The 24627-nt window shown below is 67.8% G+C and carries 22 protein-coding genes; 15 read left to right on the top strand and 7 right to left on the bottom strand.

What is annotated here, in order from left to right; all coding sequences use genetic code 11:
- Positions 1 to 173: 173 nt before the first annotated feature.
- Complete coding sequence (locus U858_RS0131745; protein ID WP_025141140.1) at positions 174 to 1007, top strand: GyrI-like domain-containing protein; 834 nt, start codon at positions 174 to 176, stop codon at positions 1005 to 1007.
- A 53-nt stretch (positions 1008 to 1060) separates the two neighbouring features.
- Here the strand turns inward: U858_RS0131745 and U858_RS0131740 are convergent, their stop codons facing one another.
- Positions 1061 to 1957, bottom strand: coding sequence for a LysR family transcriptional regulator (locus tag U858_RS0131740; RefSeq protein ID WP_232786645.1), 897 nt, complete (start codon positions 1955 to 1957; stop codon positions 1061 to 1063).
- A gap of 174 nt (positions 1958 to 2131) precedes the next feature.
- Here U858_RS0131740 and U858_RS0131735 point away from each other — a divergent pair, with 174 nt between their 5' ends.
- From U858_RS0131735 to U858_RS0131725, 3 genes are read left to right on the top strand one after another with little or no spacing between them, the layout of a single operon-like run.
- Positions 2132 to 3112: a tripartite tricarboxylate transporter substrate binding protein gene (locus U858_RS0131735; RefSeq protein WP_025141138.1), complete on the top strand. Its 981-nt coding sequence runs from the start codon at positions 2132 to 2134 to the stop codon at positions 3110 to 3112.
- A gap of 40 nt (positions 3113 to 3152) precedes the next feature.
- Entirely contained in the window at positions 3153 to 5210 is a 2058-nt protein-coding gene (locus U858_RS0131730) for a hydantoinase/oxoprolinase family protein (protein WP_025141137.1), read from the top strand.
- A complete protein-coding gene (locus U858_RS0131725; protein WP_029954627.1) occupies positions 5203 to 6903 on the top strand; it encodes a hydantoinase B/oxoprolinase family protein in 1701 nt (566 codons plus the stop codon). Before U858_RS0131730 ends, U858_RS0131725 begins: the two co-directional genes overlap by 8 nt.
- Positions 6904 to 6910: 7 nt before the next feature.
- On the opposite strand, the gene U858_RS0131720 is transcribed toward U858_RS0131725, so the two are convergent.
- Positions 6911 to 7708 (bottom strand): GntR family transcriptional regulator, encoded by a 798-nt coding sequence (locus tag U858_RS0131720; protein WP_025141136.1) that lies wholly within the window; start codon positions 7706 to 7708, stop codon positions 6911 to 6913.
- Positions 7709 to 7940: 232 nt separating this feature from the next.
- On the opposite strand from U858_RS0131720, the gene U858_RS0131715 reads away from it, so the two are divergent.
- The 9 genes from U858_RS0131715 to U858_RS0131675 are packed head-to-tail and all read left to right on the top strand — an operon-like array spanning position 7941 to position 16172.
- Positions 7941 to 8972 carry an ABC transporter substrate-binding protein gene (locus tag U858_RS0131715; protein ID WP_025141135.1) on the top strand — a complete coding sequence of 344 codons (1032 nt, stop codon included), beginning with the start codon at positions 7941 to 7943 and terminating at the stop codon, positions 8970 to 8972.
- Positions 8973 to 9009: 37 nt separating this feature from the next.
- Positions 9010 to 10062, top strand: coding sequence for an ABC transporter ATP-binding protein (locus U858_RS0131710; protein WP_025141134.1), 1053 nt, complete (start codon positions 9010 to 9012; stop codon positions 10060 to 10062).
- Positions 10059 to 10925, top strand: a complete 867-nt coding sequence (locus U858_RS0131705; RefSeq protein ID WP_025141133.1) for an ABC transporter permease — start codon at positions 10059 to 10061, stop codon at positions 10923 to 10925. The genes U858_RS0131710 and U858_RS0131705 overlap by 4 nt, the downstream gene beginning before the upstream one ends.
- 1 nt (position 10926) lies before the next feature.
- Positions 10927 to 11727, top strand: a complete 801-nt coding sequence (locus U858_RS0131700) for an ABC transporter permease (RefSeq protein WP_025141132.1) — start codon at positions 10927 to 10929, stop codon at positions 11725 to 11727.
- Entirely contained in the window at positions 11727 to 12884 is a 1158-nt protein-coding gene (locus U858_RS0131695; protein WP_025141131.1) for an FAD-binding oxidoreductase, read from the top strand. Before U858_RS0131700 ends, U858_RS0131695 begins: the two co-directional genes overlap by 1 nt.
- Positions 12868 to 13176 carry a (2Fe-2S)-binding protein gene (locus U858_RS36315; RefSeq protein WP_025141130.1) on the top strand — a complete coding sequence of 103 codons (309 nt, stop codon included), beginning with the start codon at positions 12868 to 12870 and terminating at the stop codon, positions 13174 to 13176. The genes U858_RS0131695 and U858_RS36315 overlap by 17 nt, the downstream gene beginning before the upstream one ends.
- Positions 13173 to 14615, top strand: a complete 1443-nt coding sequence (locus U858_RS0131685) for an NAD(P)/FAD-dependent oxidoreductase (protein WP_025141129.1) — start codon at positions 13173 to 13175, stop codon at positions 14613 to 14615. The genes U858_RS36315 and U858_RS0131685 overlap by 4 nt, the downstream gene beginning before the upstream one ends.
- 10 nt (positions 14616 to 14625) lie before the next feature.
- Entirely contained in the window at positions 14626 to 15789 is a 1164-nt protein-coding gene (locus tag U858_RS0131680; protein WP_025141128.1) for an FAD-binding oxidoreductase, read from the top strand.
- Entirely contained in the window at positions 15786 to 16172 is a 387-nt protein-coding gene (locus U858_RS0131675) for a RidA family protein (RefSeq protein WP_025141127.1), read from the top strand. The genes U858_RS0131680 and U858_RS0131675 overlap by 4 nt, the downstream gene beginning before the upstream one ends.
- 22 nt (positions 16173 to 16194) lie before the next feature.
- On the opposite strand, the gene U858_RS0131670 is transcribed toward U858_RS0131675, so the two are convergent.
- The 5 genes from U858_RS0131670 to U858_RS0131650 are packed head-to-tail and all read right to left on the bottom strand — an operon-like array spanning position 16195 to position 22121.
- Positions 16195 to 17475 (bottom strand): amidohydrolase family protein, encoded by a 1281-nt coding sequence (locus tag U858_RS0131670; protein WP_025141126.1) that lies wholly within the window; start codon positions 17473 to 17475, stop codon positions 16195 to 16197.
- A gap of 16 nt (positions 17476 to 17491) precedes the next feature.
- Complete coding sequence (locus U858_RS0131665; RefSeq protein ID WP_025141125.1) at positions 17492 to 18442, bottom strand: ABC transporter permease; 951 nt, start codon at positions 18440 to 18442, stop codon at positions 17492 to 17494.
- Positions 18443 to 18452: 10 nt separating this feature from the next.
- The gene (locus U858_RS0131660; protein WP_025141124.1) at positions 18453 to 19526 is read right to left on the bottom strand and encodes an ABC transporter permease; all 1074 of its coding nucleotides are present in this window, start codon (positions 19524 to 19526) and stop codon (positions 18453 to 18455) included.
- Between the two features lie 34 nt (positions 19527 to 19560).
- Positions 19561 to 21090 (bottom strand): ABC transporter ATP-binding protein, encoded by a 1530-nt coding sequence (locus U858_RS0131655; protein WP_025141123.1) that lies wholly within the window; start codon positions 21088 to 21090, stop codon positions 19561 to 19563.
- Positions 21087 to 22121, bottom strand: a complete 1035-nt coding sequence (locus U858_RS0131650) for a BMP family protein (RefSeq protein WP_025141122.1) — start codon at positions 22119 to 22121, stop codon at positions 21087 to 21089. The genes U858_RS0131655 and U858_RS0131650 overlap by 4 nt, the downstream gene beginning before the upstream one ends.
- 416 nt (positions 22122 to 22537) lie before the next feature.
- Between U858_RS0131650 and U858_RS0131645 the strand changes: the two genes are divergently transcribed.
- Both U858_RS0131645 and panE read left to right on the top strand, forming a co-directional pair.
- Entirely contained in the window at positions 22538 to 23452 is a 915-nt protein-coding gene (locus U858_RS0131645; RefSeq protein WP_025141121.1) for a VTT domain-containing protein, read from the top strand.
- 183 nt (positions 23453 to 23635) lie between these two features.
- The gene (gene panE / locus U858_RS0131640) at positions 23636 to 24562 is read left to right on the top strand and encodes a 2-dehydropantoate 2-reductase (protein WP_025141120.1); all 927 of its coding nucleotides are present in this window, start codon (positions 23636 to 23638) and stop codon (positions 24560 to 24562) included.
- Positions 24563 to 24627: the final 65 nt, after the last annotated feature.

Raw genomic sequence — 24627 nt, 5'->3', positions numbered from 1 at the left:
GGACGAAGATGACGAAGGGGGAGTCCGGAGCGAAGGCTCCGGACCGCAATCGTAGCCCCGCCCTCCCATGCCCCCTGCGCCCCAGGCGTCTAAAGAACTCCACCCGCCACCAGCAAAAAACCGCAAAATCTGCAAACGAACACGCCCTACATTGCTCCCCAAGGAGCCCGCAAGTGAAACCCCAAACCAAAACCCAATATGCCCACCGCATGGACCCCGTCCTGCGCTGGCTGGCAAGCAACCCCGACGCCGACCCAGACCTGTATCAGCTGGCCGACCTCGCCTGCCTGTCCCCGTATCACTTCCACCGCGTCTACCGCGCGATGATGGGTGAAACGGTCAACGCCACCGTGCAGCGCATCCGCATGCATCGCGCGGCCGTCGCATTGGGCGGCACCGGGGCATCACTGCGAGACGTTGCGCAGCGAGCCGGTTACGAATCCGACGCTGCCTTCAGCCGAGCCTTCGGCGCCACCTTCGGCATCTCGCCGGGGCGCTATCGCGAAGCCCGCTCCCGTCCCTTCGACCCTCAGGAGCTAGGCATGTACCCCATCACCATCGAAACCTTTCCTGGCGCCATCCTGGCCGCCTTGCCGCACCGTGGCAGCTACCAGGAGATCGGCCCCGTCTTCACCCGCGCCTTCATGCTGGCTGGCAGCCGCGGCCTCGCCCGCCCCGAATCCATCGGCTTCGGCGTCTACTTCGACGACCCCGAACAAGTGCCCGTCGGCCAGCTGCGGTCCCTGGCCGGCATGTCCGTCGCACCCGACGCCGACCTCGGCGACGAACTTGAACGCTTCGAGATCCCGGCCGGCCGCTGCGCCATCCTCACCTACACCGGGCCCTACAACGAAATGGACAAGCCCTATAACTGGATGTTCTCCGAATGGCTGCCCGCCAGCGGCGCCGTGCCGGCCGACTTTCCCATGTTCGAGCAATACCTGAACGACCCGCGCACCACCCCGCCCGCCCAACTGCAGACGCGCATCTGCATGCCGCTGAAATAGGCCCGCCACCCCGGCGTTCGCAACCCCCGGGGGCCTGTTGACCCCAACAGGCCCTAACCCAACACCCCCGCCAGATATTGCCGCAGCCACGCATGCGCCGGATCGTCCTGGTAGCGCTCGTGCCAATACAGCGACACCGTGATCGCCGGCAGGCTCAGCGGCGCCTTCAGCGTCACGATGCGCGCGCTGCCCGACATCGCCTTCGCAATGCTCACCGGCATCGTCGCGATCAGGTCCGAGGCCTCGACGATGAACGGGCACACCATGTAGCTGGACAACGTCGCCACGATCCGCCGGCTGCGGTTCTGCCCCATCAGGATGCGATCGATCGCAGTGCTGAAATAACGCGTGTGGGCCGCCAGGTCCAGGTGCCCGTAGCTCAGATAGGCGTCCAGGTTCCAGCGCTTGCGCAGGCACGGGTGGCCTTCGCGCACGATGCACACCGCCGGTTCCTGGTACAGAAAGCGCGTGCGCAGATCCGGCGCCGGGTCGGGAAAGTAGCCCGCGATCAATTCCACATGATTGGTGTCCAGCATGCTCAAGCCATGCTGCGGCCGCGCCGGCACGATCAGCAGCTGGAAATGCGGTGCGTCCACCGCCAGCCTGGGGATAAGTTTGGGCAGCAGCGTGTACTGCACATAGTCGGTCGCATAGAACGACAGGCTGCGCGACGAATGCGCCGGGTCGAACACCTCGCGCGTGCGGGTGGCGCGGCGCCAGCTTTCGAGCAGCGGTTGAAAGCCCTGGTGCAGTTCCTGCGCCCGCAGCGTCGGTTGCCATGAACCGCCCTCGCGCACCAGCAGCGGATCGCCGAACAGCTGGCGCAGCCGGTTCATCGCCGCGCTCATCGCGGGCTGGCTGATGCCTAGCTGCTCGGCCGCGCGCGACACATTGCGGCAGGCCATCAGCGCATCGAAATGCAGCAGCAGATTCAGGTCCGGATTCTTCACGACTGCCCACCTATAAATGGCATCTATACCAATATAAACCGCCAGGGCTGCTGGCAGATGCCCGCCAAGCCTAGGATGTTCCCGTTGTTGCAGTGAACCCGAGGCAATGCCTCTCAGGCTGGACACGCATGATCCGGCCGCAAGGAAGTTCTATCAACAAGGGGAAACCAAGCCATGAACGCAGCGTTTATTCGCAAGTGCTGTCTTGTATTCGGGAGCGTCGCGCTAGCCGCGGCCGCCCTGCCGGCGCGAGCCGACTGGCCCGACAAAGTGATCCGCATCGTCGTGCCTTTCGCGGCGGGCGGCTCGACCGACCTGATCGCGCGCAAGGTCGCCGAAGGACTGGGCCAACGCCTGTCCGCCAATGTCATCGTTGAAAACCGCCCCGGCGCGGGCGGCACCGTCGGCACCGACTACGTGGCGCGCCAGCCGCCCGATGGCTACACCATCCTGATGGGGTCCGTCAGCACGCACGGCAGCGCGCCCTGCGTGTATTCGAAGCTGCCCTACGACCCGGTCAAGGACTTCACGCCGCTGAGTGTGGTGGCCACCATTCCCAACGTGATGTCGGTCAACCAGTCGGTGCCGGCCAACACGCTGCAGGAATTCGTGGCGCTGCTCAAGAAGGATCCCGAGAAGTACTCGTTCGCCTCCAACGGCCAGGGCACCTCCAACCACCTGGCGGCCGAGCTGTTCAAGAGCACGGCGGGCGTGTCCATGGTGCACGTGCCGTACCGCGGTTCGGGCCCGGCGCTGATCGACCTGGTGAGCGGCCAGATCAACATGATGATGGACGTGGTGATGACGTCCTATCCGTACATCAAGGACGGCAAGATCAAGGCGCTGGCGGTGACCTCGCCGCAGCGCTCCAGCATGTTGCCCAATGTGCCCACGGTGGCCGAGTCCGGCTATCCAGGCTACGAGGCCATGGTGTGGTTCGGCATGCTGGCGCCGGCCAAGCTGCCCGAGCCGCTGCGCCAGAAGCTGACCGATGCGTTGGTGCAGACCCTGCACGCGCCGGCCATGAAGACCTATCTGGAACAGCAGGGTGCGCAGGTATCGGACGTATCTGGCCCGGCCTTCGGCGCCATGATCAAGGACGAAATCAACAAGTGGTGCGGCGTGGTCAAGCAGGCCGGCATCCGCCTGGATTGAGCGCCGCGGCGCCCTTCATTTTTCTCTGGGAAGCACAAGCATGTATCGCATAGGGATAGACGTCGGCGGCACGTTCACCGACTTCACGATGATCGACGAAGACCGGGGCGTGGTGCACTTTCACAAAGTGCCGTCCACGCCGCAGGACCCGTCAGAGGCCATTGCCACCGGCATCGGCCAGATGCTGGCGGACCACGGCGTGTCGCCGTCGCAGGTGTCGCACGTGGGCCACGGCACGACGGTGGCCACCAATCTCATCATCGAGCGCAAGGGCGCCCGCGTGGGGCTGATCACCACGCAGGGCTTTCGCGACGTGCTGGAGATCGGCCGGCAGACGCGTCCGCACCTGTACGACTACAGCGTCGGCAAGCCGCCGGTGGCGGTGCCGCGCGAATTCCGCGTGGAGGTGCAAGAGCGTATCAACGCCCAGGGCGATGTGCTGACCGCGCTGGACACCGAACAGGTGCGCGCCGCGGCACGCAAGTTCGCGCAGGCCGGCATCGATGCCGTGACGATCTGCTTTCTGCATGCCTACCGCAACCCCGCGCACGAGCAGGCCGCCGCGCGCATCGTGGCCGAGGAAATGCCCGATGCGTACGTGAGCCTGTCGTCCGACGTGCTGCCGGAATTCCGCGAGTACGAGCGCCTGTCCACCACGGTGCTCAATGCCGCGGTGGGACCGAAGATGGCGCGCTACCTCGAACGTTTCTTGCAACGCGTGCGCGAGCTGGACATCGCCCACGAGCCCCACACCATCCATTCGAACGGCGGGCTGATGTCGATCGCCACCGTGCGCCAGTATCCGGTGCGCACTTGCCTGTCGGGGCCGGCCGCGGGCGTGGTGGGCGCCGCCGCGGTGGGGCGCGCCATCGGCAGCCTGAACCTGGTGACGTTCGACGTGGGCGGCACCAGCACCGATGTGTCGCTGATCTGCGATGGGCGGCCTTTGTTCACGTCACATCGCCAGGTGGCCGGGTATCCGGTCAAGACGCCGATGGTGGATATCCACGTGATCGGCGCGGGCGGCGGCAGCATTGCCTGGCTGGATGACGCGGGCGCCCTGAAGGTGGGGCCGCACAGCGCGGGCGCGGTGCCCGGGCCGGTGGGCTATGGACGCGGCGGCACCGAACCGACCATCACCGATGCCGAGATTGCCTTGCAGCGCCTGAACCCGGTGGCGCTCTTGAACGGCCGCATGCCGGTGCACGCCGAAGCCGCGCGCCAGGTGATCGATGCGCGCGTGGCCCAGCCGCTGGGGCTGGACCGCGAAACGGCCGCCGAAGGCATCCTGCGGATCGCGGCGGCCAACATGAGCCGCGCCATCCGCGCCGTGTCTACCGAGCGGGGCTACGACCTGTCGCAGTTTGCGCTGTATGCCTATGGCGGCGCCGGCCCGTTGCATGCGGTGGAAGTCGCCGAGGAATGCGGCATTCCCGTGGTGATCGTGCCGCAGGAGCCCGGCACCATGTGCGCGCGCGGCATTCTCTTGAGCGATATCTCGTTCGACTTCGTGCGCAGCGAGATCTCGCTGGCCAGCGAGGCCACGTGGACGGGCGTGTCCGCCATCTTCGAGGGCCTGCGCGGCCAGGCCGAACGCTGGCTGGACGACGAACGCGTCGAGCCCGCGCTGCGCCTATATCGCAGCGCTATCGATGCGCGCTACGAAGGCCAGAACTTCGAAGTGCAGGTCAGCCTGGATGACACCGGCGCCGGCGGCTATGCGGAATTCGCGCGCCGCTTCAACGAGGCGCACGAACGCGAATACGGCTACACGGTCGATGACCGCAAGGTGCAGATCATCAACTGCCGCATGCAGGCCGTGGGCCAGGTCGTGAAGGCGCCCTTGGCGCCGCGCCATGTCGGCGGCACGTTGCAGGAGGCCCGCATCGGCGAACGTCGCGCCTATTTCGGCGCCCGCCATGGTTGGCTGGATACGCCGGTGTACGACCGTGACCGCGTGCCCACCGGCGTGCGCTTCACCGGCCCGGCGCTGCTGGAAGAAATGAGTTCGACCACCGTGGTTGGCGCCGGCCAGGATGTCGTGGTCGACGATTACGGCAACCTGATCATCCGTCTGCAAGGAGGCTCCGATGCGTGAAGCCAAAGAAGAATCGGGCGCGGCGCTGGCCGACCCCGTCGGCATGGAGGTGTTCTGCAACCGCCTGCTGTCCATTACCGAAGACATGAACAACACGCTGGTGCGCGCGTCGTTTTCGACCAACATCAAGGAACGCAAGGATTGCTCGGTGGCGCTGTTCGATGCCGCCGGCCGACTGGTGGCGCAAGGCACGCAGATTCCGCTGCACCTGGGCTCGCTGGATGGCGCCATGGGTGCAATCCTGCGGACCTTCCCGCAGGCCGAGATTCGCGACGGCGACGTGTTCATCTGCAACGATCCCTACCTGGCGGACGGCAGCCACCTGCCCGACATCAACATCGTCACGCCGGTGTTCTGGGACGGCACGCTGCGGTTCTTTGCCGCCAACATCGCGCACCATTCCGACGTGGGCGGCGCGGTGCCGGGGTCCATCGCGGGCGGGCTGAAATCGATCTTCGAAGAAGGCATCCGCATTCCCGCCTGCCGCATCGCGCGTGCCGGCGAAGTCGACGAAGACATGCTGCGCCTGATCTGCGCCAACACCCGCGACCCCGAAGAGCGCGTGCTGGACCTGCGGGTGCAGATGGCCACCAACCGCCGCGGCGCGGCCGCGGTACAGGGACTGATCCGCCAGATGGGTCTGGACGCCGTGCTGCGCTCGGTCGACGACGTCATCACCTATACGCGCCGGCGCCTGCTCAACCGCATCCAGGAATTGGCGCTGGGCAGTTATACCTTCCGCAGCGACCTGGACGACGACGGCATGGGCGGCGAACCCGTGCCGATCCAGGTGACGCTGACCGTCAGCCGCGACGGGCTGCACTTCGATTTCGAAGGTTCGGGCAAACAGGCGCGCGGCGCGATGAACCTGCCGTTCAACGCCCTGCGGGCCTGCGTGTACTACGCCGTGAAGGCGCTGCTGGACCCGGACCTGGCGCCCAACGCCGGCCTGTTCGATCCCATCAGCGTGTCGGCGCCGGTCGGCACGATCACCAACCCCGAACACCCGGCAGCGGTGGGCGCGCGTTCGATCACCGCGCAGAAAGTGGCGGGCGCCATCTTCGGCGCATTCCGCGGCCTGCTGCCGGCGGAAAAGACCATGGCATCCAGCAACGACTGCTGCCCTGCCATCGTGTTCTCGGGCCGCTGGCGCGAACGCGCGGGCCATTTTGTGTACCTGGAAACGCTGGGCGGCGGCGCGGGCGCGCGCTTCGATGCTGACGGCATGGATGCGGTGCACGTGCACATGACCAACACGTCGAACCTGCCCGTGGAGGCGCTGGAAAACGAATACCCGTTGCTGATGGACGAGTACGCGATGATCCAGGATTCGGGCGGCGCGGGCCGCACGCGCGGCGGCATGGGCATTGCCAAGCAGATCCGCGCGGTGGGGCCGGGCATCGTGTTCTCGGCGCGCTCGGACAGCCATACGGTGGGGGTGGCCGCGGGGGTGGACGGCGGTGGCGATGGGCGCCGGGCTCGGCTCATCCGCAATTTCGGCACACCCGGCGAGGAAGAGCTGTTTTCCAAGACCGCCAACATCGCGTTGGCGCCCGGCGACAGCGTGCGCATCGAAACGCCGGGTGCGGGCGGCTACGGGGCGCCTGCCCTGCGCAGCCGCGCCCGCATCGAACGCGACCTGGCCGACGGCAAGATCAGCGCCGCGGCCGCAAGGGCGGATTACGGCGTTTAGGCCTGCGCTACGCCACGTTCAGCGACATCGAGTACTTCATCTTGTCGTGCGGGAACGTGGTGATGGTGGCCAGCAGCAAGACCCCGCCGCTGCCGTAGTAGCGGCGGGTGATGACAAAGCCCGCCGTCTTCGGTTCGACCTGCAGTTGCCGCGCGATGCTGGCTGCAATCGGCGTGGCCGAGAACTCCTGGTTGACCTCGTGGATGCGGTTGCCGAAGTGGTCTTCGATCAGGCGCAGCAACGAGATTCGCGGCTGGATGTCGGCGCGCAGGTCGGAATGCGCGGGGTCGGCGTAGATCAGCGTGCAGGCCACGGGCGTGTCCTGGTCGCCCAGCGTCTTGATCGAATTGATGTGCAGCCACGACTGGCCAGCCTCGCACCCCAGCGTTTCGGCCAGGCGCCGTGTCAGCTTGATGGTGCGCACGTCCTGCACCAGCAGCGCGGCATTGCGTGCGTATTGCAGCAGGTCGGGGAATTGCGAAATGCGCTGTGTGAAACGGGTGCTGGCGCTGGCGGTTTCCACGCGCGTGCCCACGCCGGGCCGGCGCGACACCATGCCCGCCACGGTCAGCATGCGGATGGCTTCGCGAATGGTGTGGCGGCTGGCGCCGAATTGGTCGCACAGCTCGTGTTCGGTGGGCAGCAGCGTCATGACCGGATAGCGGCCCGCGCCGATGTCGCGCGCCAGCTGCTGGTAGATGCTTTTGTAGCGCGGGCCGCCGGCATCAGCGTCCGGGGCCTCGGCCCGGCCGCGCGCTTCGCGCGCGCCATTCGGCGCGGCCACGCGTTCGGAAGATCGGGTCATGGGGGCTCCTTTGTGGCTCGTTCTATCGGGGTTTGTACGGACAATAACCGATTGACAACGTCGTCTCGTCCGATCCATTATTTGTCCGGACATTCATGTACGGACAAATTGTACGACCGACATGGGTACGCGGGGCAAGCGGGGCGGTTCTTTTTTTGCAGCGGCGCGTCCTTTCCCGATCTAGCGGCATCAGGCAGTTCTTGCAGTTCTCTTCCAATACACGGGGGTTTTCATGGGCAAGGTACTTGCAGTGCTCGCGGCGGCAACGATGGCCGCCGGCGTGGGCGCCAATGCGCAGGCGCAGCAGAAACTGGTGGTCGCCGGCTACGGCGGCTCGTTCGAAGACATCATGCGGCAGGACATCTTCCCGCCCTTCGCCAAGCAATACGGCGTTGAACTCGATTACGTCGCCGGCAATTCCACCAACACGGTGGCGCGCCTGCAGGCCCAGAAAAGCAATCAGCAGATCGACGTTGCGATCATCGATGACGGCCCCATGTACCAGGCGATCGCGCTGGGTTTCTGCGCCCCGATCCAGGGCCTGCCCGCCGACGATATCTATGGCACCGCGCGCTACAAGGACGACAAGGCCGTGGCCATCGGCATCGTCGCCACCGGCATCATGTACAACAAGAAGGTCTTCGAAGAACGCAAATGGGCCGCGCCCACGTCCTGGAAGGACCTGAAGGACCCCAAGTACAAGAAGCAGCTGGTGGTGCCGCCGCTGAACAATACCTACGGCCTGCACGCGCTGGTGGAGTACGCCCGCGAAGGCGGCGGCGGCGAAAAGAAGATCGATGCCGGCTTCAAGACCTTCAAGGACGAGGTCGGCCCCAACGTGCTGGTGTACGAGCCGTCGCCGGGCAAGATGACCGAACTGTTCTCCAGTGGCCAGGCCACCATCGCGGTCTGGGGCAGCGGCCGCGTCAAGGCCTTTGCCGACACCGGTTTCCCGGTGGGCTTCGTGTATCCCCAGGAAGGCGCCTATGCACTGCTGTCGTCGGTGTGTCCGGTGGCCAAGGCCAACGCCAATCCGTTGGCGCAGGCCTTCGTGAACTACCTGGTCAGCCCGGCGGTGCAGGAAAAGCTGGCCACCGCCTATGGCTACGGCCCGGTCAACAAGCAGGCCAAGGTGGCCGATGATCCGCGCGTGCCGCTGCCGATCGGCAAGCGCGCCGCCGACCTGATCGTGATCGACTGGGACACCGTCAATCAGAACCGGGACGACTGGAACAAGCGCTGGACGCGGGAAATCGAGCGTTGAGGCAACGGCGGCGCATGCGCCGCCCGCAGGAGCATTCATGAGCTATCTCGTACTGAACCGCCTTTCCAAGCGCTACGGCGACCTGACGGCCGTCGAGGACCTGAGCCTGTCCGTCAAGCGCGGCGAGTTCATTTCCCTGTTGGGCCCATCCGGCTGCGGCAAGACCACCACCCTGCAGATGATCGCGGGCTTTGTCGAACCCAGCGGCGGCAGCATCGTGCTGGACGGCAAAGACGTCAGCAAGATGCCGGCCAACAAGCGCGGGCTGGGCATGGTGTTCCAGAACTACGCCCTGTTTCCGCACATGACCGCCGCCGAGAACGTGTCGTTCGGCCTGGAGATGCAGCGGGTGAAGAAGGACGAGCGCCAGGCCCGCGTGGCCGATGCGCTCAAGCTGGTGGGCCTGTCGCATCTGGCCGACCGCCATCCAGCGCGCATGTCGGGCGGGCAGCAGCAACGCGTGGCGCTGGCCCGCGCACTGGTCATCCGGCCCAGCGTGCTGCTGCTGGACGAGCCGCTGTCCAACCTGGATGCCAAGCTGCGCGAGGAAATGCAGCTGGAATTGCGCAGCATCCAGCGCACGGTGGGCACCACCACCATCCTGGTCACGCACGACCAGTCCGAAGCGCTGGCGCTGTCGGATCGCATCGTGGTGATGAACCAGGGGCGGGTCGAACAGGTGGCCGAGCCGTTCGAGGCCTACGAGGGGCCGGCCAGCCATTTCGTGGGCGGCTTCCTGGGCAAGGCCAACGTGTTCACGCCGACTGCCCAGCCGTTCGACGGCGAGACGCGCGCACGCATCGGCGAAGCCCACATTCCCATGGACGGCCTGCCGGTGCCGCAGGGCGCGGTGATCGTGCGGCCCGAGAAGATCCTGTTTGCCGACGCGGGCGCCTGTGCCCTGCCCGGCCGCATGAAGACGCGCGTGTTCCAGGGCAACCATTGGCTCTGCCAGGTGGAAACGTCGGTGGGCGAAGTGATGGTGATCCGCCAGAACGACGGGGTGCCGGTGCCGGCTGAAGGCCAGCCGGTGCACCTGCGCTGGCGTGCCCAGGACATGTGCCTTGTCGCCGGGAAGCCCACGCCATGAGCGCGCGCGCCAACCCCTGGCTGCTGAGCGCGCCGGCGCTGGCGGTGTACGCCACCTTCCTGGTGGTGCCGATGGCGCTGGTGTTTCTGATCAGCTTCTTCGATTTCCAGTTCTACGGCGGCATGCAGGCCACGTTCACCTGGAAGAACTACCTGGAAATCCTGGGCGACGGCTATTACTACGAGATCTACGCCCGCACCTTCGGCGTGGCGGCGCTGGTCACCGTGGCCTGCCTGGTGCTGGGCACGGCCGAAGCCTATGTGCTGTCGCGCATGGCCAATCCCTGGAAGGGGCTTTTCCTGATGGTGGTGCTGGGGCCTCTGCTGATTTCGGTGGTGGTGCGCACGCTGGGCTGGGCCTTGCTGTTCGGGTCCACCGGTCTCATCAACAAGGCCTTGATGGGCATCGGCCTGGTGTCCTCGCCGATTGACCTGATGTACAGCAACCTGGGGGTGGGCATTGCGCTGACCCACGTGCTGGTGCCGTTCATGGTGATCTCGGTGTGGGCCTCGTTGCAGCGGATCAATCCGTCCACCGAGGCTGCGGCGCTGTCGCTGGGGGCCAGCCAGTTCACCGTGATCCGGCGCGTGATCGTGCCGCAGGTCATGCCGGGCATTCTGTCGGGCGCGATCATGGTGTTCGCCATGGCCGCCAGCTCGTTCGCCACGCCGGCCATCATCGGCGGACGCCGTCTGAAGAACGTGGCCACCGCGGCGTACGACGAATTCCTGAACACGCTGAACTGGCCGTTGGGCGCGGCCCTGGCGGTGGTGCTGCTGGTGGCGACCGTGGTGGTGCTGCTGTCGGCCAACCGGATCATCGAGCGTCGCTATGGCGCGGTCTTCAACCAATCGGGGGCCTGACATGAACTTCCGCAATGGTCCGATCGGCCTGCTGTTCCATACCGTCTTCATTCTGTTCATCCTGGCGCCCATCGTGATGGTGTGCGCGGTGGCCTTCACGTCCGAAGGCTTCATCTCGCTGCCCAGCGGCGGCCTGTCGCTGCGGTGGTTCCGCGCCATTCTCGACAACCCGCGCTTTATCGAAGCGTTCTGGTTCAGCCTGGGCCTGGGCACCTTGTCGGCCACCGTGGCGATTGCGCTGGCGGTGCCCAGCGCGCTGGCGCTGGCGCGCAACCGCTTTCGCGGCCGCGAGGCGCTGGTGGCGTTCTTCCTGTCGCCGCTGATGATTCCGCACGTGGTGCTGGGCCTGGCCTTCCTGAAGTTCTTCACCACCGTGAACCTGGCCGGCACGTATGTGGGGCTGGTCGTGGCGCACGTGATCCTGGTCATGCCCTATGCGCTGCGGCTGGTGCTGGCGTCGGCCACCGGCATCGACCCGGCGCTGGAGCGCGCCGCGCAATCGCTGGGTGCCTCGAACTGGACGGCCTTCCGGCGCGTGGTGCTGCCGCTGTTGCTGCCGGGCGTGGTGAGCGGCTGGGTGATTGCCTTCATCACCAGCTTCGATGAATTGACCATGTCGATCTTCATTGCCTCGCCGTCGACCACCACGCTGCCGGTGCGCATCTTCCTGCACATCGAAGACACCATCGATCCGCTGGTGACGGCGGTATCGGCCGTGCTGATCTACGTGACGATCATCGCCATCTTCATCCTGGACCGCCTGGTCGGCCTGGAAAAGCTGTTTGTTGGAAAGGGACGCTAATGACGGACGAGAAAGAACGGGCGCCGCGTGCGCCGACGCACCGGGGCATCTACGATGCCGCGGTGATCGGCGGCGGTCTGGTCGGTTCGGCCGTGGCCTACGGGCTGCGGCGCGAACTGGATCACGTCGCCGTGCTGGACGAGGGCGATGTCGCATACCGCGCGTCGCGCGGCAACTTCGGCCTGGTGTGGGTGCAGAGCAAGGGCATGGGCCAGCCGCGCTATGGCGTCTGGACCATGACGTCGGCCACGGCCTGGCCGCAACTGGCGGCGCTGCTGCACGAAGAAACCGGCGTGGACGTGCACCTGGAACAGCGCGGCGGCCTGCATGTGCTGTTGAGCGATGAAGAGATGGACGCGCGCGCCACCTTCATGAAGACGCTGCTGGCACAGCCCGGCATGGCGCAATACGACTGGAAGATGCTGGACCGCGCCGAGGTGGCCGACCTGGTGCCGGGCATCGGCCCGGACGTGCGCGGCGCCACCTGGACGCCGGTCGACGGCATCGCCAATCCGCTCAAGCTGCTGCGCGCGCTGCACATGAGTTTTGCACAGCGGGTTGTGGATTACTTGCCGCGCTGCCCGGCACAGCAGATCCGCCAGCGCGACGGCGTGTTCGAGATTGCCACGCCCACCGGCACCGTGCGCGCGCACAAGGTGGTGCTGGCCGGCGGGCTGTCCAACAAGGCGCTGGGCGAACAGGTGGGCCTGGCCGTGCCGGTGCGCCCGCAACGCGGCCAGATCGTGGTGCTGGAACGCACCCGCCGCCTGCTGGAAACGCCGCTGTCGACCTTGCGCCAGACCGACGAAGGCACGTGGCTGATCGGCGATTCGCAGGAAGAAGCCGGCTATGTGGACAACCTGGTGGGCTTGCCCATCCTGGGTACATTGGCCGATCGGGCACTGCGCACGCTGCCGGCGCTGCGCGAGGTGCGCGTGGTGCGCAGCTGGGCCGCGCTGCGGGTGATGTCGCAAGACGGCTTTCCGATCTACCAGCAATCCGAAACGTGTCCCGGGGCCTTCGTGGCCACCTGTCATAGCGGCGTGACGCTGGCCGCCGCGCATGCGCTCAAACTCGCGCCCATGATCGCCGCCGGCAAGCTGGCCGACGACATGGCGCCGTTCTCGACCCGGAGGTTCCATGTTCAAGAGGCTTGATGAGGCTCAGCGCCAGGCGCAGGGCGCGCCGGTGCGGGTAACGGTCAACGGCGCCGACCTGCAATGCCGCCAGGGCGACAGCGTCGCCGCGGCGCTGTTTGCCGGCGGCATGCAGGCCTGTCGCGATACGGCCGTGGGCGAGGTGCCGCGCGGACCCTATTGCATGATGGGCGTGTGCTACGACTGTCTGGTCACCATCGATGGCCAGGCGAACCAGCAGGGCTGCATGACGGCCGTGCGCGAAGGCATGAAGATCGAGCGCCAGCTGGGCGCGCGCAAGGTGCAGGCATGATCGAGACGACGCAATGCGATGTGCTGGTGGTGGGCGCCGGCCCTGCCGGTATGGCTGCCGCGACGACGGCCGCGCGCCTGGGCGTGGATACGGTGCTGCTGGACGAGCAACCCGCGCCCGGCGGGCAGATCTACCGCGCCATCACCACCACGCCGGTCACCAATCGCGCGATCCTGGGGCCGGATTACTGGCACGGCGCCTCGCTGGTCGAACCGTTCAAGCAATCCGGTGCGCATTACGTGCCGGGCGCCACCGTGTGGGCCGTGGCCGAACGCACCGCGCCACAGCCCGAACAGGGTTTCGAGGTGGCCTATTCGGTGGCGGGCGAAGCACGCATCCTGCATGCGCGCCGGTTGCTGCTGGCCACGGGCGCGCAGGAACGGCCCTTCCCGATTCCGGGTTGGACGCTGCCCGGCGTCATCACCGCGGGCGCGGCGCAGATCCTGCTGAAGTCCGCCGGCATGGTGCCCAGCGACCGCACGGTGTTGGCCGGTAGCGGCCCCCTGCTGTACCTGGTGGCCTGGCAATACCTGAACGCAGGGGTGAAGATCGACGCCTTGCTCGAAACCACCCCGCCGGGACGCTTGCGCCAGGCGCTGCCCAAGGTGTGGGGCTTTCTGCGGTCGCCCTACCTGGGCAAGGGCCTGTCACTGCTGCGCGCCGTGAAAGCCGCCGTGCCCATCATCAAGGGCGTGACGGCGCTGCAAGCGCTGGGCGACGGCAAGCTGGAAAGCGTGCGCTACACCGTGGGCGGTGTGACCAAGACCTTGCCGGCGCAGCAGCTGATGCTGCACCAGGGCGTGGTGCCCAACGTCAACCTGTCGCGTGCCATCGGCATCGAGCACCGCTGGAACGGCGCGCTGGACTGTTGGGAGCCCGACGTGGACGACTGGGGCCTGACGTCGGTGGATGGCGTGGGCATGGCGGGCGACGGCGCCGGCATTGCCGGCGCGCTGGCGGCCGAACAGCGTGGCCGCCTGGCCGCATTGCAAGCCGCGCATCTGCTGGGCCGCATCGACGCCGCCCGCCGCGACAACGAGGCCGCCGCGCCCCGCGCCGCCTTGGCGCGCGCCGTGCGCGGCCGCGAATTCTTCGACGCGCTGTACAAGGCGCCCGAAGCCCTGCGCCGCCCCACCGGCGACACCATCGTCTGCCGCTGCGAGGAAGTCACCGCGGCGCAGGTGCGCGACACCGTCAAGCTGGGCTGCAGCGGTCCGAACCAGATGAAGGCCTTCCTGCGCTGCGGCATGGGTCCGTGCCAGGGACGGTTCTGCGGCCTGACCGTGTCGGAGATCATCGCCGAGGAACGCGGCGTGCCGGTAGAGGAAGTGGGCTACTACCGGCTGCGCTTTCCGACCAAACCGCTGACCCTGGGCGAGCTGGCGTCGCTGCCGCAGACCGATGATTCCCGCCAGGCAGTGGTGCGCCTGAAAAAATAGGAGGGCCGACATGACGGACGCTTCCCGGTCGGCCGCGGTCATCATCATCGGCGGCGGCTTACATGGCAGTTCGGCCGCCCTGCACCTGGCGCGTGCGGGCGTGCCGGCGCTGGTGATCGAAAAGAACTACGTGGGCCGGCATGCATCCGGCGTGAATGCGGGCGGCGTGCGCACGCTGGCGCGGCATCTGGCCGAGGTGCCGCTGGCGCTGGCCTCGCGTGACCTCTGGTATCGCATCGGCGAGCTGGTCGACGACGACTGCGGCTTCGAACAGCACGGCCAGGTGCGCGTGGCCGAAAACGAGGCGGACGCGGCCACGCTGCGCGAGCGGCTGGCCACGATGCAATCACATGGCTACACCCACGAGCAGTGGATATCCCGCGAGGATCTGCTGGCGATGATTCCGGCGCTGGCGCCTACCGTGCACGGCGGCTTGATCGCACGAGAGGACGCGGCCGCCGACCCCTACCGCACCACGCTGGCCTTTCGCCGCAAGGCCGCCAGCCTGGGCGCGCGTTTCCTGGAAGGGGTACGGGTGCAGCGCACCGCACGCGAAGCCGGCCAGTGGCGCGTCGAGACGGACGCCGGGGTCTACACCGCGCCGCAGATCCTCAATTGCGCGGGCGCCTGGGCCGATCGCGTGGCGGCAGACTGGGGCGAACCGGTGCCGCTTGTCGCCATCAGCCCCATGATGCTGGTGACGCTGCGCATGGATCACTTCCTGGATGCGGTGGTGCTGGGTACCGGCCGCCCGCTGTCGTTCAAGCAGCGGGCCAACGGCACGGTGCTGATCGGCGGCGGCCGCCGCGCCTGGGTCGACCGCGACGCAGAATGGACCGAGCTGGATTTCCGCTCGCTGGCCGAAGGCGCGCGCACCGTCTGCGATCTGTTTGCGCACATGCGCGGCGCGGTGGTGAACCGCGGCTGGGCCGGCATCGAAGCCGCCATGCCCGATGAAATTCCTGTCATCGGCCGCAGCCAGCGCCACGAGACCGCCTTCCATGCATTCGGCTTTTCGGCACACGGCTTCGAATTGGGCCCCATCGTGGGCCGTATCATGGCCGATCTGATCACTACCGGGGCGACCGATCTTCCGATCGCGCCCTTCGCCATTGATCGTTTCGCCAGCGCCGCGCAGGCGCCGGCCTCATCCCCCAAGGAGCAGCATCCATGACTGATATCGTGCGCAAGGACTCCAACCAGCGCCTGAGCCGCATCGTGATCCACGGCGACACGGTGTACGTTGCCGGCGTCACCTCGTCGGCGGCCGGCGGCATTACCGAGCAGACGCGCGACGCGCTGTCCAAGATCGACGGCTACCTGGCCAAGGCCGACACCGATAAGACGCGGCTGCTGTCGGTGCAGATCTGGCTGAAGGACATCGACCGGGATTTCGCCGGCATGAACGCCGTGTGGGCCGAGTGGGCGCCGGCCAATGCCTTGCCCACCCGCGCCACCTGCGAAGCCAAGCTGGCCTCGCCCGACCTGCTGGTCGAGATCATCGTCACGGCCGCCAAGCGGCCGGGGTACGTCGGCGGGCCGGTGTCGGAAGCCTGATCCGGACAGGCCCGCAGCAGGGTCAGCGGGCCGGTGTCTGGAAGCTGACCTGGGCCGGACGGCCGGGCAGGTTCAGCGTGGCGGTGGCCGGCGGCGTGGTTGCGACGACGTTGCCGGCGCGCAGGACCATCAGGCGCGTGGCGCGCAGGCGCAGCGCTTCGACCGGGTCACGCGCTTGCAGCAGCACCAGGTCGGCACGCTTGCCCACGGCCAGGCCTGTGTCGTCCAGGCCCAGGATGGCGGCCGGCGTGGCCGTCACGGCCTGGAAACAGGCGCGCATGGCGTCCTGGCCGGTCATCTGGGCCACGTGCAGGCCCATGTGCGCCACTTCCAGCATGTCGCCCGAACCCAGGCTGTACCAGGGGTCCATCACGCAGTCGTGGCCGAAGGCCACCGGCACGCCGGCAGCCAGCAGCTCGGGCACGCGCGTCATGCCGCGGCGCTTGGGATAGGTGTCGTGGCGGCCTTGCAGCGTGATGTTGATCAGCGGGTTGGCAATCGCCGACACGCCGGCTTCGCGCATGAGCGGGATCAGCTTGGACACGTAGTAGTTGTCCATCGAATGCATGGACGTCAGGTGCGAACCCGTCACGCGGCCCTGCAGGCCCAGGCGCTGCGTGTGATACGCCAGCGTTTCGATGTGGCGCGATAGCGGGTCATCGCTTTCGTCGCAGTGCATGTCCACGCGCAGGCCGCGTTCGGCGGCCAGCTCGCACAGGATGCGCACGGATTCCGCACCGTCCTGCATGGTGCGTTCGAAGTGGGGAATGCCGCCCACCACGTCCACGCCCATGTCCAGCGCCCGCTTCAGGTTGTCCAGCGCGCCGGGCGCGCGCAGCACGCCGTCCTGCGGGAAGGCCACCAGTTGCAGGTCCAGGTAGGGTTTGACCTTTTCGCGCACGTGCAGCAGCGCTTCCACGGCCAGCAGGCGCGGGTCGCATACGTCCACGTGCGAGCGAATCGCCAGGAGGCCGCGGGCCACGGCCCAGTCGCAATAGGCCAGCGCACGTTCCACCAGTGCTTCCTGCGTCAGTAGCGGCTTGAGCTCGCCCCACAGCGCGATACCCTCGAGCAGCGTGCCCGACTGGTTCACGCGCGGCAGGCCGAACGACAGGGTGGAGTCCATGTGAAAGTGCGCATCGACGAACGGCGGCGCGACCAGCTGGCCGGCGGCGTCTATCGTCTGGGCTGCCTGGGCCTTCAGGGCCGGTTCGAGCGCGGCGATGCGGCCCTGGGCCACGCCGATGTCGATGTTCTGGCGGCCGTCGGGCAGCGTGCAGTTCTTGATGATGAGATCGAGCATAGTCACACCTTGTGGATTACCGTTCGCCCTTGCGGTAGGGCTTCATCAGGGCCTGCGGGTAGGCGGCGCGGCGCGCCATCACTACCAGGGCCAGGATGGACAGGATATAGGGCAGCATCAGGTACACCTGATACGGCAGTTCGGGCAGGCCCGGCAAGGCCGCCCCGCCCTGTTGCAGGCGCAGCTGCAGCGCATCGAAGAACGCGAAGATCAGCGCGCCCAGCAGCGCCTTGCCGGGCCGCCACGAGGCAAACACCACCAGCGCCACGCAGACCCAGCCGCGGCCGTTGACCATATTGAAGAAGAAGGCATTGAACGCCGCCAGCGTCAGGAAGCTGCCGGCCACGCCCATCAGCGCCGAGCCGGCCACGATGGCGCCCATGCGCAGCCGCGTGACCGACAGGCCCTGGCCTTCGGCGGCGGCGGGGTTTTCACCCACCATGCGGATGGCCAGGCCGACCGGCGTGCGGTTCAGCACCCAGGCCAGGATCGGCACGGCGGCCAGCGCCAGCAGCGTCATCGGCGTCTGGCCGGCCAGTACCGGGCCGATCAGCGGAATGCCATCCAGGAACTTCATTTCCGCGAACGGCGTGATGGTGGGCGGCGTGTTCACGCTGGGAAACGTGACGCGGTACGCGAAGTAGCTCAGGCTGGTGGCCAGCAGCGTCACGCCCAGGCCGGACACGTGCTGCGACAAACCCAGCGGCACGGTCAGCACGGCATGCAGCAGGCCGAACACGGCGCCCGCAAACGCGGCCGCCAGCACGCCCACGTACAGCGGTGCGCCCAGGTACACCACCAGCCAGCCGGTGAAGGCGCCGGCGGCCATGATGCCTTCGATGCCCAGGTTCAGCACGCCGGCGCGTTCGCACAGCAGCACGCCCAGCGTGCCCAGGATCAGCGGCGTCGCCAGCCGCAACACGGCGACCCAGAAGGCCGCGGAACTCAACAGGTCCATCCATTCCATGGCGTGCTCCTCAAGCCCGGTGGCGGCGCAGGCGGTACTGCGCGAATAGCGTCGCGACCAGCATGGCGAGCAACGAAGTGGCGACGATGACGTCGGCGATGTAGTTCGGCACGGCAATGGCGCGGCTCATGCTGTCGGCGCCGACCAGCATGCCGGCCACGAAGATGCTGGCCAGGATCACGCCCAGCGGATGCAGCCCGGCCAGCATGGCCACCACCACGCCGGTGTAGCCATAGCCCGGCGACATGTCCAGCGTGACATAGCCGGTGCGGCCCGCCACTTCGATGGCGCCGGCCAGCCCGGCCAGCGCGCCCGACAGCATGGCCGTGCCCAGCATGACGCGGCTGACCGGCAGCCCCAGAAAGCGCGAGGCATGCGCATTGGCGCCCACCGCGCGCATCTGGAAGCCGAACACCGTGTAGCGGTTCAGCAGCCACAGCCCGAGCGCCAGGCCGGCGGCCCACAGCAGGCCGGTATGGGCGCGGGTGCGTTCGATTAGCTTGCCCAGTTCCAGGTCGGGGTTCAGCGCCACCGACTGCGGCCAGCCCATGGCCATCGGGTCTTTCATGGGGCCATCCAGCATCATCGATACGAACAGCAGCACGATGAAGTTGCCCAGCAGCGTGGTCACCACTTCGTCCACGCCCAGGCGGGTCTTGAGCAAGGCGGGAATCAGCAGCAGCAAGGCGCCGGCCAGCGCCGCGGCCAGCATCATGCCGGAGAACAGCACGGGCAGCGGCAGGTCAAAGCCCGTGCCGTCATGCATGCCGCCCACGGCCACGGCCGCCAGCGCGCCCAGGTACAGCTGGCCTTCGGCGCCGATGTTGTAGAAGCGCGCGCGAAACGCCACGGCACACGCCAGGCCGGTCAGCATCAGCGGCGTGGCGCGGGTCAGCGTTTCGGACAGCGCGAAGCGCGAACCGAACGCGCCTTCGAACAGCAGCGCGTAGGTGCGGCCGACGGGCGCGCCCGCCCAGGCCACCAGCAGCGCGCAGATGGCCAGGGTGAAGAGGATGGCCGCGATAGGCGCCAGGGCCAGCGCGGCGCGGCTGGGCTCGGGGCGGCGTTCCAGGGTCAGTTTCATTCTAGAAATGCTCAATGAGTGGGGGCGCGGCGCGTCACGCGCGCGTGCCCGTCATGGCCAGGCCGACGGTTGCGGGCGTCCACTGGCCGACGGGCTTGACCGCGACCAGCTTGCCGCCGCACAGCACCGCGATGCGGTCGGCCAGGGCGAAGATTTCTTCCAGGTCTTCGGACACCAGCAGGATGCCCGCGCCGCGACGGCGCGCGGCCAGCAGCTGCTCGCGCACGTAGGCGACCGCGCCGATGTCCAGGCCCCAGGTGGGCTGATCGGCAACGATCAGGCGCGGTTCGCGCGCCAGCGTGCGGCCCAGGATCAGCTTCTGCATGTTGCCGCCCGACAGGCTGCGGGTGCGCACGTCCAGCGAGGCCGCGCGCACGTCGAACTGCTTGGCCAGGGCCGCCGCGTAGGCGCGGCCGGCGCTGGCGCGCACCACGCCGTAGCGGGCGAAGCGCGGGTCCTTCAGGTCTTCGACAATGGCGTTTTCCCACAGCGGGCTGTCGCCGATGACGCCTTCGCCGTGGCGGTCTTCGGGAATGCGGCCCACTTGTGCCGCCGTCCAGCCGGCCGGCGTGGTGGGCGCGGCCGCATGCTCGGGACCCAGGCGGATGGTGCCGTCCGACGGCAGGCGCAGGCCGGTCAGCACCGACACCAGCGCCTGCTGGCCGTTGCCGGCTACGCCGGCAATGGCCACGATCTCGTGCTTGTGCACGACCAGGTCCAGGCTGTCCAGGCGCGGCGCGCCGTCGCGGCTGTCGCGCACGGTGACCTGCGACAGCGTCACCACCGGCGCGGCCTGGCCGGCCGCCGCCATCGCTTCGGCGTGCGGCATGGCGACCTTGCGGCCCACCATCAGCTCGGCCAATTCGGCCGGCGTGGTGGCGGCGGTGTCGCGTTCGGCCACCAGCTTGCCCTGGCGCAGCACCGCGACGCGGCGCGACACGGCCATCACTTCGTCCAGCTTGTGCGAAATGAAGATGACGGCCAGGCCCTCGTCCACGAAACCGCGCAGGGTCGCGAACAGGTCCTGCACTTCCTGGGGCGTCAGCACCGCAGTGGGTTCGTCCAGGATTAGCACCTTGGCGCCGCGGTACAGGGCCTTCAGGATTTCGACGCGCTGCTTCTCGCCGACCGACAGGCCGCCCACGCGCGCATCCGGGTCCACGCCCAGGCCGAAGCGCTGGCCCAGTTCGACCAGGCGGCGGCGCGCCTGGCCGCGGCCGGACGCCAGCTTCCACAGCGATTCGGTGCCGACCATGATGTTGTCCAGCACGGTCAGGTTATCGGCCAGCGTGAAGTGCTGGTGCACCATGCCCACGCCCGCCGCCAGCGCGGCGTCGGGCCGGCCGGGGGGCAAGGGCTGGCCGAAGACTTCGATACTGCCGGCGTCGGCCACATAGTGGCCGAACAGAATCGACACCAGGGTCGATTTGCCGGCGCCGTTCTCGCCCAGCAAGGCCAGCACCTCGCCCTGCGCGAGGGTCAGCGAGACATCATCGTTGGCCGTCAGGCTGCCGAAGCGTTTGGTGATCCCCGCAAGACGCAGGGCGAGAGGCGTTTGGTTCATCGTGCCGAGGACTTGGGTTCTTTGTCGACGACCTGCACCGTGAAGCTGCCGTCCAGGATGGCCTTCTGCTTGGCCTGCACCTTGGCGATCAGGTCAGCCGGAATCTTGCTTTCGAAGGTGCCCAGCGGCGCCAGCGACGAACCCTTGTACTTCATCAGCGAGTACTGGCCGAAATCCGCCGCCTTGAACGTGCCGCCCTTGACCTGCTTGAGCGCTTCGTCGATGGTGGGTTCCATGCTCCACAGCGCCGAGGCCACCACGGTTTCCGGGTACTGCGGCTGGGTGTCGATGACGTTGCCGATGGCCAGCTTGCCGCGTTCCTTGGCGGCGTCCGACACGCCGAAGCGTTCGGCGTACAGCACGTCCGCGCCCTTGTCGATCATGGCGAAGGCGGCTTCCTTGGCCTTGGGGGGATCGAACCACGAGCCGATGAAGGTCACGGTGAATTCGGTCTTGGGGTTCACTTCCTTGGCGCCCTCGATGAACGCCTGCATCAGGCGGTTCACTTCAGGAATGGGGTAGCCGCCCACCAGGCCGATCTTGCCGGTCTTGCTCATGCCGGCGGCGATCATGCCGGTCAGGTAGGCCGGTTCCTGGATGTAGTTGTCGAACACCGAGAAGTTGGGCTGCTGCGGCTTGCCCGAAGAACCCATCAGGAAGGCGGTCTGCGGATAGTCCTTGGCCACCTTGCGGGCGGCGGCTTCCACGGCGAAGGCTTCGCCCACCACCAGCTTGTTGCCCTGCTCGGCGTACTGGCGCATGACGCGTTCGTAGTCGGCGTTGGTGACGTTTTCCGAGAAGGTGTAGTCGATTTCACCGCGGTCGCGCGCGGCGGTCAGCGCCTTGTGGATGCGCGACACCCATTGCTGCTCGACCGGCACCGTGTAGATGGCGGCCACTTTGAGCTTGGCGGGCGCTTGCGCCTGGGCAGCGCCCGAGAACAGCAGCGCGCCGGCGGCGGCAGCCGCGGCCAGCTTGAGCAGGCCGCGGCGGGCAATGCCGCCTGCAGCCGGGAGGGAAAAGGATTTCATGCGGAAGGCTCCTTCGCGGGGATGGAAAGGGAATGGGGAGACAGGCGGCGATGTCCGGGCGTCGCGGCGCGGCACGCGTGGGCGGGCGGAAACGAAGGCGTGGGATCGGTCATCGGAAGGGGGGCTGCCGGGGCAGCGCGCCCCATCCGAATGGGCGGGTTCGCAGCCAGTCCTGGCGAAGCAAGTTGTATGCCATGGGGCATTCCCGCGGCAAGTCGGGGGAATCCTGATGGCCGGGCGGGATTATAGGCACCCTGGCGGGGAAAGGTGGCACCAAGATGGTGCGCACCGTCGCGGGGCGTGGACACTTTCGTGCTGGAACAGCCTGTTGCGGTCCGCTTGAGCGTCCGCGGGCTGGGCAGAAGCCTAAAATTCCAGCAAAGAGCCGCGCTGGGCGCGGCAAGCCGGAAAACACCATGCAAGACATTCAATTGCTGCTCGAGCAGTACGGCGGGTGGCTCGTGTTCGCCAACGTGCTGGTCGAACAGGCCGGGCTGCCCGTGCCCGCCTACCCCATGCTGATCGCCGCGGGCGCCCTGGCCGGCGCGGGCGGCTGGTTGACGCCCTGGCTGGCCGCCACCGTCGCCTGCCTGTTGGCCGACACGCTCTGGTACGTGGCCGGGCGGCGTTATGGCTCGCGGCTGCTGGGCGTGGTCTGCAAGCTGTCGCTGTCGCAGGATTCCTGCATCCGCCAGACGCAGCGGCTGTACCTGCGCATCGGCGTGCGTGCCCTGCTGGTGTGCAAGTTCCTGCCTGGCGCGGGGGCGCTGTCCACCGTCATGGCGGGCCTGACCAATACGCCCTACCGGCGCTTTCTGGCCTACGACCTGGTCGGCGCCCTGATCTGGGCGGGCTCTGCCCTGTTGTTGGGCGGCCTGTTCCACAGCGTCGTCAACGATGTGCTGGACGTGCTGGGCACCTACGGCCCGATGGGGCTGGCCATCCTGGCGGCGGTGCTGGCGCTGTACATCACGGCGCGCGGCCTGCGCCGCTGGGTGCTCAAGCGCAACCTGCGCGTGATTCCGCGGCTGTCGGTCGACGAACTGATGCAGTGGCGCCAGGACGGCCGCAACACGCTGGTGTTCGACGTCCGGCCCGAGGCGCAGCAAGAGGCCGACCGCATCCCCGGCGCCATCGCCGTCGACCTGCGCGCACCCTTGCCGGCGCTGGCGGCCGATGCGCAGGCCGCCGACATCGTGGTCTATTGCGCCTGCCCCAACGAGGTCTCCGCGGCCATGCTGGCCGCGCGCCTGCGGGCAGCCGGCTATCCCAATACCTGGGCCCTGCGCGGCGGCTACGAGGCCTGGGCGCGGCACATCCACCCTGCCTGACCGGCCGAGGGCCTTCGGGTCCGGCCGGGGCCGCGCCACGGTCATTTCACCTGACACCCGCCTGACCCGCCGCCCGCCTGTCCGGGCCGTGGGCGGCCTGCACCGCCGGCCCTGCGCCGGATGCCGCCTCGGGCGCATAATTTCACCATCGGCCCGCGCTTCCGACGGGCACAGGAGACAGGCATGCGGTTGTTGTTCTTGGGTGCCGGCGGCACCGGTGGTTATTTCGGCGGACGCGCCGCCCAGGCGGGCGCGGACGTGACCTTCCTGGTGCGCGAGGCCCGCGCGGCGCGGCTGCGCGAACAGGGGCTGCGCATCCAGAGCCCGTTCGGCGATGTGACGCTGCAACCCCAATTGGCCACCGCCGACACGCTGCAAGGCTTCTACGACGTGGTGGTGCTCAGCTGCAAGGCCTACGACCTGCAAAGCGCCATCGACGCCATCCGCCCCGCCGTGGGGCCGGACACCGCCGTGCTGCCCATCATGAACGGCGTGCTGCAGTACGACGTGCTGGACCGCGAATTCGAACCCCACCGGGTGCTGGGCGGCCTGTGCCAGATCAACGCCACGCTGGGCGCCGAAGGCCAGGTCATCCACCTGGGCAAGCACGCCAGCATCGTCTTCGGCGAACGCGCGGGCCCGGCCCGCAGCGCCCGTTGCACGGCCCTGGCCGACGCACTGGACGGCGGCGAATACGTCAGCCGTCTCAGCGAAGATATCCACCAGGACATCTGGGAAAAATACGTTTTCCTGACCACCCTGGCCGCCGCCACCTGCCTGATGCGCGGCACCGTTGGCCAGATCGTGTCCACCAATGACGGCGCCGACATCGTGCGCGGCCTGCTGCGCGAATCGCAGTCGGTCGCGGCCGCCAGCGGCCACGCGGTGCGGCCGGATGCCGATGCCGCCGCGCTCAAGATCCTGACCGATCCGACCCAGCCCATGACCGCGTCGATGTTCCGCGACCTGCGCCAGGGCCTGCCGGTCGAGGCCGACCACATCGTCGGTGACATGGTGCGCCGCGCGCAGACGCTGGGCGTGGACGCCACCACGCTGCGTACGGCCTACGCGCATCTGCAGGTGTATCAGGCGCAGCGCGTCGCGACTTGATACGGCCGGGCGGCCAGGGGGCTCATTGGTGCACGGAATGCAAAAAACTCTTCCGTCTCCGTGAG

Origin of the sequence: Achromobacter sp. DH1f, assembly GCF_000633435.1 — a bacterium.
GTDB lineage: Bacteria > Pseudomonadota > Gammaproteobacteria > Burkholderiales > Burkholderiaceae_B > Achromobacter > Achromobacter deleyi.
This window is presented reverse-complemented; position numbering and strand designations above follow the sequence as displayed.

Bases quoted from the DNA above. Each gene is read 5' to 3' on its own strand.
- panE (WP_025141120.1), top strand. From the start codon at position 23,636: ATGCGGTTGTTGTTCTTGGGTGCCGGCGGCACCGGTGGTTATTTCGGC.
- U858_RS0131665 (WP_025141125.1), bottom strand. From the start codon at position 18,442: ATGGAATGGATGGACCTGTTGAGTTCCGCGGCCTTCTGGGTCGCCGTG.
- U858_RS0131730 (WP_025141137.1), top strand. From the start codon at position 3,153: ATGTATCGCATAGGGATAGACGTCGGCGGCACGTTCACCGACTTCACG.
- U858_RS0131660 (WP_025141124.1), bottom strand. From the start codon at position 19,526: ATGAAACTGACCCTGGAACGCCGCCCCGAGCCCAGCCGCGCCGCGCTG.
- U858_RS0131705 (WP_025141133.1), top strand. From the start codon at position 10,059: ATGAGCGCGCGCGCCAACCCCTGGCTGCTGAGCGCGCCGGCGCTGGCG.
- U858_RS0131695 (WP_025141131.1), top strand. From the start codon at position 11,727: ATGACGGACGAGAAAGAACGGGCGCCGCGTGCGCCGACGCACCGGGGC.
- U858_RS0131720 (WP_025141136.1), bottom strand. From the start codon at position 7,708: ATGACCCGATCTTCCGAACGCGTGGCCGCGCCGAATGGCGCGCGCGAA.
- U858_RS36315 (WP_025141130.1), top strand. From the start codon at position 12,868: ATGTTCAAGAGGCTTGATGAGGCTCAGCGCCAGGCGCAGGGCGCGCCG.
- U858_RS0131655 (WP_025141123.1), bottom strand. From the start codon at position 21,090: ATGAACCAAACGCCTCTCGCCCTGCGTCTTGCGGGGATCACCAAACGC.
- U858_RS0131735 (WP_025141138.1), top strand. From the start codon at position 2,132: ATGAACGCAGCGTTTATTCGCAAGTGCTGTCTTGTATTCGGGAGCGTC.
- U858_RS0131725 (WP_029954627.1), top strand. From the start codon at position 5,203: ATGCGTGAAGCCAAAGAAGAATCGGGCGCGGCGCTGGCCGACCCCGTC.
- U858_RS0131710 (WP_025141134.1), top strand. From the start codon at position 9,010: ATGAGCTATCTCGTACTGAACCGCCTTTCCAAGCGCTACGGCGACCTG.
- U858_RS0131670 (WP_025141126.1), bottom strand. From the start codon at position 17,475: ATGCTCGATCTCATCATCAAGAACTGCACGCTGCCCGACGGCCGCCAG.
- U858_RS0131675 (WP_025141127.1), top strand. From the start codon at position 15,786: ATGACTGATATCGTGCGCAAGGACTCCAACCAGCGCCTGAGCCGCATC.
- U858_RS0131700 (WP_025141132.1), top strand. From the start codon at position 10,927: ATGAACTTCCGCAATGGTCCGATCGGCCTGCTGTTCCATACCGTCTTC.
- U858_RS0131685 (WP_025141129.1), top strand. From the start codon at position 13,173: ATGATCGAGACGACGCAATGCGATGTGCTGGTGGTGGGCGCCGGCCCT.
- U858_RS0131715 (WP_025141135.1), top strand. From the start codon at position 7,941: ATGGGCAAGGTACTTGCAGTGCTCGCGGCGGCAACGATGGCCGCCGGC.
- U858_RS0131650 (WP_025141122.1), bottom strand. From the start codon at position 22,121: ATGAAATCCTTTTCCCTCCCGGCTGCAGGCGGCATTGCCCGCCGCGGC.
- U858_RS0131680 (WP_025141128.1), top strand. From the start codon at position 14,626: ATGACGGACGCTTCCCGGTCGGCCGCGGTCATCATCATCGGCGGCGGC.
- U858_RS0131645 (WP_025141121.1), top strand. From the start codon at position 22,538: ATGCAAGACATTCAATTGCTGCTCGAGCAGTACGGCGGGTGGCTCGTG.